This is a genomic window from Stenotrophomonas sp. (assembly GCF_050737075.1).
Lineage (GTDB): Bacteria > Pseudomonadota > Gammaproteobacteria > Xanthomonadales > Xanthomonadaceae > Stenotrophomonas.
Genome location: NZ_JBOHXV010000069.1, coordinates 1 through 12,336, shown reverse-complemented (window position 1 = coordinate 12,336; position 12,336 = coordinate 1). Strand labels below are relative to the sequence as shown.

12 protein-coding genes and 1 pseudogene are annotated in these 12,336 nt (G+C 57.6%); 12 read left to right on the top strand and 1 reads right to left on the bottom strand.

All coding sequences use genetic code 11. The features are described from left to right. Window positions 1-354: 354 nt before the first annotated feature. From ACREPD_RS15630 to ACREPD_RS15615, 4 genes are all read left to right on the top strand, one after another. Window positions 355-1,380 (top strand): hypothetical protein, encoded by a 1,026-nt coding sequence (locus ACREPD_RS15630; RefSeq protein ID WP_431600179.1) that lies wholly within the window; start codon window positions 355-357, stop codon window positions 1,378-1,380. Window positions 1,381-2,099: 719 nt separating this feature from the next. Continuing rightward, a complete protein-coding gene (locus ACREPD_RS15625) occupies window positions 2,100-2,522 on the top strand; it encodes a BLUF domain-containing protein (RefSeq protein ID WP_431600178.1) in 423 nt (140 codons plus the stop codon). A gap of 581 nt (window positions 2,523-3,103) precedes the next feature. Beyond that, a complete protein-coding gene (locus ACREPD_RS15620) occupies window positions 3,104-3,697 on the top strand; it encodes a response regulator transcription factor (protein ID WP_431600177.1) in 594 nt (197 codons plus the stop codon). A 272-nt stretch (window positions 3,698-3,969) separates the two neighbouring features. Then, window positions 3,970-4,272, top strand: a complete 303-nt coding sequence (locus ACREPD_RS15615; protein WP_431600176.1) for a hypothetical protein — start codon at window positions 3,970-3,972, stop codon at window positions 4,270-4,272. Window positions 4,273-4,390: 118 nt separating this feature from the next. On the opposite strand, the gene ACREPD_RS15610 is transcribed toward ACREPD_RS15615, so the two are convergent. Then, window positions 4,391-4,696 carry a hypothetical protein gene (locus ACREPD_RS15610; RefSeq protein WP_431600175.1) on the bottom strand — a complete coding sequence of 102 codons (306 nt, stop codon included), beginning with the start codon at window positions 4,694-4,696 and terminating at the stop codon, window positions 4,391-4,393. Window positions 4,697-4,876: 180 nt separating this feature from the next. Here ACREPD_RS15610 and ACREPD_RS15605 point away from each other — a divergent pair, with 180 nt between their 5' ends. The 8 genes and pseudogenes from ACREPD_RS15605 to ACREPD_RS15570 form a co-directional block, all read left to right on the top strand. After that, on the top strand, window positions 4,877-5,311 hold the full coding sequence (locus ACREPD_RS15605; RefSeq protein WP_431600174.1) for a BLUF domain-containing protein: 435 nt from the start codon (window positions 4,877-4,879) through the stop codon (window positions 5,309-5,311). A gap of 116 nt (window positions 5,312-5,427) precedes the next feature. Further along, window positions 5,428-6,573, top strand: coding sequence for a serine hydrolase domain-containing protein (locus ACREPD_RS15600; RefSeq protein ID WP_431600173.1), 1,146 nt, complete (start codon window positions 5,428-5,430; stop codon window positions 6,571-6,573). After that, the gene (locus ACREPD_RS15595; RefSeq protein WP_431600172.1) at window positions 6,563-6,937 is read left to right on the top strand and encodes a hypothetical protein; all 375 of its coding nucleotides are present in this window, start codon (window positions 6,563-6,565) and stop codon (window positions 6,935-6,937) included. Before ACREPD_RS15600 ends, ACREPD_RS15595 begins: the two co-directional genes overlap by 11 nt. A 993-nt stretch (window positions 6,938-7,930) precedes the next feature. Continuing rightward, window positions 7,931-8,974, top strand: a complete 1,044-nt coding sequence (locus ACREPD_RS15590) for a hypothetical protein (protein ID WP_431600171.1) — start codon at window positions 7,931-7,933, stop codon at window positions 8,972-8,974. Window positions 8,975-9,551: 577 nt separating this feature from the next. Continuing rightward, complete coding sequence (locus tag ACREPD_RS15585) at window positions 9,552-9,836, top strand: hypothetical protein (RefSeq protein WP_431600170.1); 285 nt, start codon at window positions 9,552-9,554, stop codon at window positions 9,834-9,836. Then, on the top strand, window positions 9,833-10,732 hold the full coding sequence (locus ACREPD_RS15580; RefSeq protein WP_431600169.1) for a TIR domain-containing protein: 900 nt from the start codon (window positions 9,833-9,835) through the stop codon (window positions 10,730-10,732). Before ACREPD_RS15585 ends, ACREPD_RS15580 begins: the two co-directional genes overlap by 4 nt. A gap of 211 nt (window positions 10,733-10,943) precedes the next feature. Then, on the top strand, window positions 10,944-11,795 hold the full coding sequence (locus ACREPD_RS15575; RefSeq protein WP_431600168.1) for a hypothetical protein: 852 nt from the start codon (window positions 10,944-10,946) through the stop codon (window positions 11,793-11,795). A 352-nt stretch (window positions 11,796-12,147) separates the two neighbouring features. Next, window positions 12,148-12,336 (top strand): annotated as a pseudogene (locus tag ACREPD_RS15570) (phosphotyrosine protein phosphatase); the annotation flags it as partial.

Genomic DNA, 12,336 nt, shown 5'->3' with positions numbered 1-12,336 from the left:
TTGGTGGATAGCGCATGGCAGCTGCCTTACGGATCATTGCCGGCCGTCGCTCAGGAACTGGGCATGCGTTGGGCGCGACCCAACCGCACGCACCAAACCCACGCCATCCGTTGGCAGCCGCCGGGGCGGTGGACGGGAAAGCGAGATCTTCCTTGGGGGCGGGCAAAGCCCCTGCCATGGATTGTGCGGTCACCGTTCAAGCCGCCGGAGCCCGATCCGGACCCGCCGCGGATGGCGGGCGACCGCGTAGGACTGAACCTATCTTGCCTGCCGCTGGCCGCTCGCGGCGTGGCTGCTCTCAACCTGGGTGTCGCCGCGTGCTACGTGGTCCGCCCACATCAAAGGACGTACGTTGTGATCAACACAATTTCTATGGTCCGCCTGCCGGACCGAACCCCAATCGAGGTGTCGTCGGTGACGATCAGTTCCAGCTGCGACGCGTGGGGGTCAACCTTCGACTTCGAGCTTGCGGACATCGCTCAGCTCCCTCTGCTCAAGCCATCGGCGGCGGGTCCGCGCCAGGTGGAGGTGACCCTCAACGGGTATGTCTGGACGGCGCTGATTGAAAGCTACAGCAGCCGGCGGGAGTGGGCGAGCAACGGGGTCAACCTGGCCGGTCGATCGCGCACCGCTCTACTAGCTGCACCCTATGCGCCTGCGAGGGTCAAGGTCACGACTGAAGACCGAACGGTCGCCCAGCTGGTCGATGAGGAGCTAGCCGATACCGGTTTCACCGCGTCCTACGACACTGTGGACTGGGTGGTTCCAGCGGGGGCATGGTTCTATGACGCTACGCCGCCCCTGGATGCCATTAGCCGGCTCGCTGAGGCTAGTGGCGGGGTAGTGCAGTCGGATCCGGCAGGCCAACTACTGCGCATTCGTGCTCGCTATCCGGAGAGCCCGTGGCACTGGAAGGAGCGCGCTCCCACCCACGTGTTGCATGAGGACATCGTCACCAACGAAAGCCTGCAAGTGCGCAGTGCGCCGCTCTATGATGCGGTCGTGGTGACCGGTGAGCTGGCGGGTAAGGGGGTGACCTGCAAGGTGCGGCGCAGTGGCGAGGCTGGTCAGCTGTTTGCACCGCAGGTAAGCAGTCCCCTCATCAATACGGCGGCCGCCGGCGCGGAGCGGGGGCGGAACATTCTTGCTGACCGTGGCGAGCAGGCGTCCATCGATCTGGTGCTGCCACTATTCAGCGGACCGGTGAAGTCCGGCGAGGTGGGGCGGGTTCTCCCCCTGGACTTGGTGGAGGTCGTGGGCGAAGAGGGGATATGGCACGGGCTATGCACTGCTGTGCGGACGGAGGCACGGGCCGGCGACGGTGCTTTTGTTGTCGAGCAGACCATAACCTTGGAGAGGCACTACACCGATGCGGACTGAATTGTGGGACGAGTTTGACGGACTCCTAGGCGCGGCTCCCCGGCTACTCGCAACGGTGACGGCGCACAACGCAGATGGCACTAGTAGCCTGACCGCGTATGACGGGACACAGATGCGGGCGATCGGACAGCTGAACAGTTCGATTCCATACAACGTGTGGGTGCAGAGAGGGCGTTTGCTAGAAGCGGCACCCGATCTTCACCTGATCGAGCTATCCGTCTAGAGCATGGCTCTACAATGCACCTCGACTTGCCCCGGACCTTGCCAATGGACGATGTAACAGCGGAGTTGCTCCAGCGCATTGAACGATGCGAGCGCGAGGTTCAGGTTTCGCGCGGCTACATCAAGGGGCTTGAGTACGGACTACTTGCCGTAATTGCAGCATCCCCCGAGCCGGAGCGGCTACTCGTACTTTGGCGCCAGGTAGTTGATGCGTATGTTGAGAGCGACGCAGCTGGCGAATCTAAGATGCATCATTTGGCCACCCGGCAGGCCATGGATGTAGTCGGAGATCACATTCGTGCCGCCGTGCGGAAACGGAAGCACTGAGGGATCGAGTCGACCAAGCAGCCGGATAGTGCTGAAGACTCTGTGAACGGTTCAGAGACGCGTTCAGGTACTTGTGAATCTGACGTTTCGTCACGGTGAGCTACCTAGGAGAGAAGCTAGGATGATTGCTCGTCGAGGGTGACGCACAAGAGTCTAGGGAGAATCGCCGAATGAGTCTGCAAGCAATCGTGTACGCCAGTGAGGCTGCACTGGATTTGAGCAGCGAACAGCTAAACGAGCTGGTGGAAGATGCGGTTTTGCGCAACAGGCTGGCTGGGGTTACCGGTGTCCTTCTGTTCGACGGAACTCGTTTTCTTCAGTACATCGAGGGGCCGGACGACGGCGTTTCCTTGGTTTATTCGCGGATCGTCAACTCCCGAAAACACCGAGAGATAATCGAGCTCGCGCGGGGGATTGTGTCCCAGCGTCGCATGCCCTATTGGTCAATGCGTTGGATTCCCGTTGCCGACACACAACTAAAAGAGGCAGCCTTCAGCGACTGGACGAGCCTTACCCGGCGGACGGTTATAGCTCGGCACGTGCCTACCGGATTGGATAGACTTAGCAAGATTGCGGCTCCCTACATCGCCTAGCGCTCACTTGGCGCCCTTTCAGCGCTTGCTGTTGCGCGATTGGTGAAGATGTCAAATCTGGCATTGCTGATCGCTTGCCGCGCGCCGCATTGCGGGCAGCAAAGGATTGTCCCCCCGGCAACGCTCTCCAGCTCTGGTAGTTGCCGCGCCTGAACGATATAGCGGCATTTTGAACAGGTGGCACGTATCCACATTATCTCAGTGAATCGCCCCGAATCCTTTTCCTTGACGCCGGAAACCGCATGAAGGTAGAAGTCGCCAGTGTCCGGCATTGGAGCAGCCAAGTTAGATATGTTGGAAGGGATAGTACTGCTGTAGATGAAGATAGGGTGCTGTGTGTACGAGGCGTCGCGGCATTGACCGCGTTGGCGCGTGCCCTTTCTCCCCATCTTCACGTGGCCTGGAGCAACGTCCCAGTCAATAGCCGAGGGGTGTCAGTCCGGGCAGTGGTCGGCTAGGTACAGCAGGGTCTCGCAAGTCGTGCTCGCTCTCCCCTTGGACCTGGCCTAGCCCTATGCATGCATATCCCGTACGCAAGGGGAGGCGAGATGGCACCGGATACTTCAAGCCTTACGGTGTTGATGGCTGAAGATCACTTGGTCGTAGCACATGGCGTCCAGAAATTGCTCAAGGACCGCGTGCAGCGAATCGATGTGGTTCCCACAGGCGAGGCGCTGCTGGCCGCCATCTTGCTCGGGATTCCGGACGTAGTGCTTCTGGACATTGGTATGCCAGGCATCTCCGGCATCGAGACTCTGGTAAGGCTCCGCCTCCGCGGCTTCCTGGTGCCGGTCGTGATGTTGACCATGTACGACAACATCGAGATGGCGAGGAAGTGCATCGCCGCCGGGGCCGTCGGCTACGTTGTGAAACAGGCATCGGGTGATGAGCTCCTAACGGCCATCGGTCGGGCTGTGCGTAGCGAGATGTTCATAAGCCCCAGCGTCGAATTCCATCAACCGGCTAGGACCAGGCCCGGAGAGTTCGTCCCGTCGTCAGCGCAGTTGGCAGTGGTGCGACTTGCTGCCAGGGGCCTGCGGGCAAAACAGATCGCAGCCGAGCTGGGGTTGTCATGCCGAACAGTCGAGTCGCACAAATACTCGGTGATGCAGAACCTGGGAATACGAACGACCATTGAGCTCATATCCTGGGCGAAGCACGAAGGGTACATCTGAGGGGCTAAGTGCCTGAGCGGCTGCCGGTGGGAATAGCCATTCATTCCAGGGCTGTGCGCGCCCTACGCATCGCCTTCACCATGTCGGAGCAATGCTATGCGGCAACAACGGGGGAGACGCCGCCAAACTCGGGCTGGCTCCAGCAGGACGCGGCGCGGATCCGCAGGTCGAGGTCGGTCATAAATTTGCCCTCTCAGCTACGGGTCCGCGGACGGACTAGGGTCGCGCAACCGTCGCAGGATCTGAGAGCCGGATCCGTAGGATTGCGCACCATGCTCCCGCCCGACTTTCGATGGCACGCCGTCGGCACCGCCACCTTCGCCCATCCCAATTCCCTGCTCCTCGACTGCGTCGAGGTCGCAAGGCTGTATCAGCGGGTCGGCGAGGAAACGTGGTGGGTCAGCCTGAACAGCCAGCGTCCGACGGCGGAGCGAAAGTGCGTTCTCTGCAGCGGTTATGAACAGGGCATGGCAGGCGTAGAGGTATGGGCCGAGCGGCACCACGCGCGGCTGCGCGAGGAGGTGGACCGCTACCTGCAGCAGCTACAAGCAGCGAGGGCCGCCAGGAAGCGGTAGCGGGTGACCCCAAGCTGACCCCACGGGTTTGCTAAGTGGCTGATTCCCTAGGGTCAGCTTTGATTGCGCCAGATCACCTTAGTCCTTGTTTACGTCGCCCGGTCGGCCCGGTACTTGCCTATAGCGAGTCCCGGAGCGTGACTATGCCGTTCGCGACGAGCAGCAAATCACGTCGTTGTTGAGTTTTCCAAATCTCATTCACTACACCACTGGCGAGGTGGCTGGAATGGGTGCAACCGCCGCAGGTTAAGGTTGCGCCGCCGTCAGCCCCGTCGGCCAATCCTCGAGCAAGGGAAAGGTTGTCCCTTTTCTTGCAGGCAGGGCAGGTTGCGTCGATCGACAAAAGCTCTGCAATCAATCCTGTCAGTTGGACACGGTTGGCATTGATCCTATGGACCTGAAACGGCGCATTGGCGGGGGACATGGCGCATTTACCTAAGAGGCTGGGCGCGCATGCAAGGGATATCGCACGGCTAGAGCGTAGTGGTTGCAGCATGGCCCCACTGACATGACGGCCAAACATGCAGTCGCTGAACGGTTCAGTAAAGGTCTAGCCAGTCGACGGCCGTTTATACTTTGACAGCTCTTGAATTCAGAGAAACGGATGGCGATACACGCGCTTGTCTACTGCAGCCAAGTTGCTCCATGGGTGACTGTGGAGCAGCTCGAAGATTTGGTGCGCGACGCTGCCACGCACAACTCTATAGCTGGGGTAACTGGCGTTCTTTTGTGCGATGGGACCCGATTCCTGCAGTACGTGGAGGGGCCTGAAGACGGCGTTGCCCTAGCCTTTGCCAGAATTCTTAACGCCACCAGCCATTTCGATGTGGAAGAGCTTGGTCGGCGGCAGGGCGCACTACGGAAATTTCCATACTGGTCAATGCACTGGATACCTATCGAACAAGTCGACCTCTGGATTGCGATCTCCAGCGAATGGCGCAACTTAAACACGCGCCGCGAGGACTCGATGTTCCTCCCGCCGACCGGGATCGAACGCATCGCAACACTTGTGAGGCCGTACGTGAGGGAATGGAACTAATGGCGGACTTTGTGCCTTCGCCGAGACTTCAGGTGCCGACGTACGAAATCTTAAAGCGATAACGAGGGCAAGTGCTTACGGTTCCTCATGTCTCCATTTCCGCAGAAGGCTCAGTCATGCTCAGCGTCAACCCCAACCCGCCGGCAAGCCCGTTTCCCGGCCCGCTCCGCATCCGTCTCATCCTTGTATCCATCATGATGACGGCCGTGGCGCCATTGGCAGCTGCGCAGGAGCCGTCTCCTGCAATCCACGCCCGGGTTGCCCGGGTAGAGCAGGGGCTTTCCAGCCGTGTAGTCGTCAAGGGCGCACCCGGCCAGAAGGCGTCGATTGCCTCACGCATGGCCTTTTATGGCGTCCCATCAGTGAGCATTGCCCTCATCAACGATGGACGTATCGAATGGGCTCGCGGCTACGGCGTGATCGATACGACCAGCCAACGGGCTGCCACGCCTGCCAGCTTGTTTCAGGCTGGCTCGATCAGCAAGCCGATCAGTGCACTCGGCGCGCTGTACCTTGTCGAGCAGGGCAAGCTGTCGCTAGATGCTCCAGCGAACGGGCAGCTCCGTAGTTGGAAGATTCCGGATAACCACTTCACCCGGCAAGGCCCTGTCACGCTACGTGGTCTGCTCAACCACAGCGCCGGCATGAGCGTCCATGGCTTCTACGGCTACGCACGGGGCCAGCGGGTGCCCACTCTGCTGCAGGTGTTGGATGGTGTGGCGAATTCTGAGGCAGTTCGTGTCGAAGCCACGCCCGGCACCGAATGGAAGTACTCCGGAGGTGGCTACAGCGTTGTCCAGCTGATGATGACGGATGCAGCTGGAAACACGTTTCCGGAACTGATGCAGGCGTTGGTCCTCAACCCGCTGGACATGAAGGACAGTACGTTCGCCTTGACGCTACCGTCGGCTTGGCAGGCGCGGGCCGCCACTGCCCACGACAGCGACCAAAAGCCCCTCGCCGGCGGCTGGCATGTTTTTCCGCAATCTGCGGCGGCCGCACTTTGGACGACTCCGACCGATCTGGCTAAGGTAGTGGTCGACATCCAACAGGCGTACTCCGGCAAGCCCGGCAAGGTGCTGTCCAGTGCGATGACCACTACGATGCTAAGACGAGGGTTGGGTGAGTACGGCTTGGGGCTCTTTGTAGAGGAGCTGGGCGGCGGCACCAGCTTTTCGCACTCGGGGGGGGACGGACGGGTTCCGCTCCCAGCTGTACGGCTACACACACACCGGGCAAGGCGTGGTGGTGATGACCAATAGCGACAACGGCGCAGCTCTGATCGACGAAATTCTTGTCAGCGTGGCTGCCGAGTACAGCTGGCCGGAGTTTCAAGTCACCGAGAAGGTTGCGGTGTCCTCTGACCCCGCGGCCAACGCGACGTTTGCGGGCAACTACATCCTGGAGGGAAAACCCGCGCAGATCATTGCTGAGGGAAACCGCCTGTATCTCCAGAGCGAACTGTTCGCCAAGCAGCCGATGCAGCTGTTTGCGGAGTCGACGACCCGGTTCTTCACGACCGCGCAAGATATGACTGTCGAGTTCCAGCGGATTGGCCGCGAAAAGCCGGGCAGCTTTTCGCTTAGGCGCGGGAATAGCACCTATGTTGCCGTGTCGGCGCATTAGTCGCCAGGGTGGCATTAGCCAGATATCCGCTTCTGGCCGAAAGCAGTCGTGGGCTCGACATGGCAGCATCCAAACTAGAGCGGACAATCCGCGCAACGCACGATATAGGGAAGACCAGTGGACAGCCGTGAGCTTGTTGTGCTCCTTGAGTCGCCGCATAAGGACGTCACGTCGCCAGAGTTGGTGCGTGGGGCCATCAAAGCTGGGCTTGGCTGGCCAACTCCCTATTGGGCGGAGTTAGCCGTTCGGTGGATTGAAGATGGGGCAAGCCTGGACAGCGAACTGGCCAAGCTGGCAAATGCGGTGGCTGCCAACGAACATTTTCCGCAGAGCCTTCGTCATCGCGCTTTTGCGCTAGCCCGACGGTTCGATAGAGCCCAAAGGGCGCGGTAGCCTGATGGTGATCTAATGGGTTGCTTCCGACCTGAAGCGGACATTAGCCAGTGCTTCCGGCGCGGCTTCCCATGAAGATGTCCGCTTCTGGCTGATAGCAGACATTGCTCTTCAGCGTTGCCAGTGTTCGCATGTCCGCATCACCCTATCGGGTTGTAACCTATTGATACATATCGGCCGCAATTGAGCGTTCGGGTAGCCGCCTTGGCTACGACGAAACCTATAGAATCAGATGCTTGGCGTCGACAGTAGCGATGCCTGGGGGGCAGAGGGTCGTCGGTTCAAATCCGGCCGTCCCGACCAAAACTGGTGTACGAACAAAGGCTTGCGCCCTATGGCGCAGGCCTTTTTCGTATATCACCCTAGTCTCACTCTACTCCCACGTTCCCAAACACGTAAGGCTACGATCAGCCTCCTTTGAGGCAGATCGACTACCCCGTGGCGATAACGCCGAGACAAAAGGCAGAGTTATTTGTGGTTGTTGCCGTGGCAGGCCTAGCAGCTTTCAGCGCTGGTGCGGAAGCAGGTAGCGGGCTAATATCCGCCGGAATTGTCCATCAAAATGGTTTGTCAGGGCACTAAATTCGAACGGGGGCAAGGATGACCACCAATGTCGTTGTAGCGACCTACCATGGCGTGGTTCTTGGTTGCGATTCGCTTTCTAGCATCGTAGAGCGGGCGTACTTCCCGTTCCGAACACCGGATGCACTTGCGAGAGACGGAGACGGCAACCTGATGACCGATCCTCAGGGACGCCTTCTGCTCGCTTACGATGAAAGGCACCTGCTTCCAACTCCCACTAACATCATGGGAGGGGTGCAGAAAATGTTCTTGCTCTACGAAGACGATGATGAGCAGAACATTGAGTGCTCAGTCGCGGCGACTACTTCAGGGCTCGGGTCTCTTAACGGCATAGTAATCGCTGAAATCGCGGATCGATTCCGACGTAGATGCCGGACTGAAGAGCATGGTTTTAGATCTGTACAAGACGTTGTAGGTGCGTTCCTGGAGTATGTTAGGCCGCTGTGGGAGGTTCAAGTTGGATTCGACGGTGTGGATCCTGCGGCCTACGGAGTCTTGGACGATCTCCAGTTCCTAATCGCGGGATATGGGAAGGAAGATGAATACGTTAAGGTTATTCGCGTAAGCGTGGCGCAAAACGCGGCGACCGAGTTGTTTGAGCAGACCCACCATAGCGCTGCCTGGGCAGGCCAGGCCAACTCAATTGCCAGTCTGCTGCTAGGGATCAACCCAGTAACGAGGTGGGCTATCAATCGGTCATTTGCGGATAGCTTGGCAACGCATCGAGAGAGCGTAGTGGCTTCTGTTCTCACTCAACTACGAAACCAAGGCGTGGCTGTTCCAGAACCGTTCGAAGCAACTATTGATGAGATGGTCCCGGCCGCCTTATCATGGTCTGATGGTAGCCCGGAATTTGATTGGGCTAACCTCCCGGTACAGTCGGCCGTTGACCTGGTCTCCACATTGGTGAATGCCGAGTCCGCAATACAGAAGTTTGCGATGGGTATCCCTACAGTGGGAGGCCGAACGCGGATTGGCTTGATGCGACGTGGCATGCCATTTGCATTCCTCAACGAACCGGAAATCATCCATCAACACGTCGGGTACAACCATGACGCTTAATGCACTCAACTGCGCCGCCTTCAAGGCACCTCATGGGCGCGGAGAAAAGCAAGCTAGGATCATTGCGCCCCAGTTCAATGGTCAGGTTTCTGACCTCAAAAGTTCGGCGCCGGCAAAGAGGGGTTCGTTCTTCGTCCAGTCAAGCAACGGCCAAGTCGTTGTTCGAAAGTCTCGGTAGCGGGCGGCAGGGATGCGCCGGGTCAGATCTCGCCGTACCCGTCTAAAATTAGTTTTGGAACAAGGGCCAACGCAGAGATGCATCGGCCCTTTTCTTTTTGACCCGATTCTGTTCTGTTAAATAAACCCTCTAGCTACTGCGGCAATCATGATGGCTCGCCCTAGGGCGCTACCTGGATACAAGCGTCCTTCGGTCGCAGCATTGTCCGAAGCATCGGGTGTGCTCAGGCGGTGGGGGCGACATGGCCCCCGATGAACTATCCGGATCCGGAAGCCTGCCAAATCGTTGGTGGTTTGGCGATAATTTGTGAGTTGCAGGCCGGGCCGCAGTCTGCAGATCAGCTCGAGGGTTAGACTCAATGCGCGGTTTCACGGACCTACACTCAATGGAGGAGTTGTCATGATCAAGGTGTCCGGCTTGGATAAGCTGTCCCGGCAGTTGGAACAAGCGAAGAGCGCCATAGCGGAACTGGATGGGGACTTGGGGGGAGTGACATTCGATCCAAATGAGCCAAGCAGTATTGAGGCCGCCATACAGCAGGTCAGATCACTCATCGATTCAAAAGTTGAGCCATGGGCTGGCAATCCCATAGTCTCCCAGATCACTGAATCACTCAAAGAGCAATATCGCGTCCGGATCATTGATCGTGCAGCGCAGGCAAGGTTAGAGAGTGACGAAGAATGACCAGTGTTGATGTCTTCGAGCAAATCAAGGCCGCCGTTCTTGATCTTCAAGGTGCAAGCTATCAGACCTACGAGCGACCATTTCGCGCGTTGGGTCGACTACTTAACCATGAGGATTTGAGAGCAATTAATGAAAGGCTGACAGAAGGCCTGGACTACCCAGCATTCCTTGCCGCTAGTGAAGCAACTGGTGGAAGCATGGCCGGCAGCCATCGAATCGTTTGGCCTGAGGATCCTGCCCAGCAGTTGGGAATGATGCTGCTCCTGCTTAAGGATCTGACGTCGCGCCCCGAGCATGCTCTGAACTTCTCGCACCATTTCTTCAACTCTGGGCGTAATCTTATGTCTGGCTTGCATTCAATGACGCGAGATTTGATTATTCCTTTCGTTAGAGATTACAAGATGTATGTCAGCAGGCATGGAGCCGTGAAGGTGGCGCTCATCAGAGAGATATCAAAGAAGATTTTTATCGTTCATGGGCATGACGGCGAAGCTCGTGAGGCCACGGCGCGGTTTGTTTCCGACTTAGGCCTCACGCCAATCATTCTTCATGAACAGGCCAGTCGCGGTCGCACCATCATAGAGAAGGTCGAAGCGCATGCGGACGTTGGCTTTGCCATCGTACTGCTGACGCCTGACGACGAAGGAAGGCCCGTAGGCGGGGAGACGCTGGCGCTGCGTGCTCGTCAGAACGTATTGTTGGAGTTGGGTTATTTTATGGCGCGACTCGGCAGGGAAAATGTATGTGCGTTGCGAAAAGGTTCCGTTGATATTCCTAGTGATTTTGCTGGCGTTGTGTGGACTGACATGGATCGCAGTGGGGGATGGCGACTCGCCCTGGGTAAAGAGTTGCGTGCTGCTGGCTACGACATTGACTGGAATACAGTGATGGGTTGATTGTTGCATGAGCCCGTTCTTGTTTCCAGAAAGTGATCCTGGGGTTCGACGCAGGAGGCGCTGGCCCAGAGTGGATCACTCAGTGGTTCGAGCCGAGCTCTAATAATTACACCGATCAGTTGGATTCGAGGCCGATCGCGACCACTAAGGAGGTCTGGCGGATGTCTACGACGCGCTGGACGTTTCATGCCAAAGGAAAATGAGGCTTGCCATGTCTGCAGAAGAAAAGAAGATGGTATTCGTATGGGAGGTAGTGAAGGCCGCGTGCTCGCTGATCTTGGTCTGTGTTGTTTCCGTGAAGATCTATCAAACTCCCTTGGAGTTCAAGGTCGACTTCCCCACGCTTCTATCATTGCTCTTGGCGATGTTCTCAGTTGCGTTGGCCGCGCTCTTCTATTTCAAGGCGACGGATACCAGTAACGCTTTCTATGACAACACATACAAATTCACTCGAGACATCGCGCAGTTGTTGGCAAAGATGGAAAGTGGATTTGGCGAGAGGCTTCGTCATCTAGATGAAGGCTACTCGTCAATGCGTAATTATCTTCAAGACGGCGGCCACAAAGGTGGTGGCGAAGTTGCTGATCTGACAAAGAAAAAGCTAGAAGACGAGAAGCAGGAAGTCAGTAAGGCAATGGAAGAGCGGAATAGGATGGTTCGCGATTTAATTGAAAGATCGAACTTGCAGAAAGAGGAGAAGGATCGATTTTCAAATGAGTTGAAAGCGAAAGAACAAGAGTTGGCTAGTTTGCAGCGAGAAGTCGCGAAGTTGAATCGTCGTATGATGATGGAAAGGGTGCGAAAGCATGGGCCAGACTTTGAGTTGATTCCACCCGATGAGGGGATGAATCGATTCACGCTTTCTCACGTGATAGAAAAGATAGGAAAGGAAAAACTACTCCGCTTGTCTCCGACAGGAGTCCAGAGAGCTTTCGACCGCATTGCAGGAGACCTTCCGTCTGGCTATCTCGAAGATCTAGAAAGGTTGGAATTCTTCGACGAGCGCCTAACGCCGGCAGGGGCAAGCTACCTGCGTGCGCTCGCACATCGAAACGTGCTGTAGCACCTGCCAAAGCGCACCGGACTCGGTGAGACCTCATCGCTGCAGTGACATACTCGTGGCAAAAGCCTGCAAGTCCCCACAGGAACAGATTGTTGTCAAATTCCGGCAGCTGGGCCACCGCCGGCAAGGGTGTCGTTTCGTTGCTGCCGATTGCCCTTTGTCATTCATCATGCTCAAGTATTTGCGCATCATGCCCTGGCCGGTTCCGCAAAAGTGCTGCAACTTCGGCGGCGACTGCGAGGCGAAATCCACCAAGTACACGCTTGAAAAGAAGGGGATGCAAGCTGGTAAGTGCAAGCCAGCTTGGTATCGCTTATCCCATCCGTAGCACCCGGCAATTGTTGGACCAACTGTGACCAACCTGCTGTTCGTCTGCAGCCGCAACCAGCTGCGCAGCCCTACCGGTGAAGCGATCTGGCAGCGTCGAGCGGGCTTCAATGCGCGCTCGGCGGGAACCAGTCCGCATGCACGCAGACCCATCGGCCCAGCGGATATCCGCTGGGCCGATGTCATATTCGTCATGGAGCCCAAGCACCAGCAT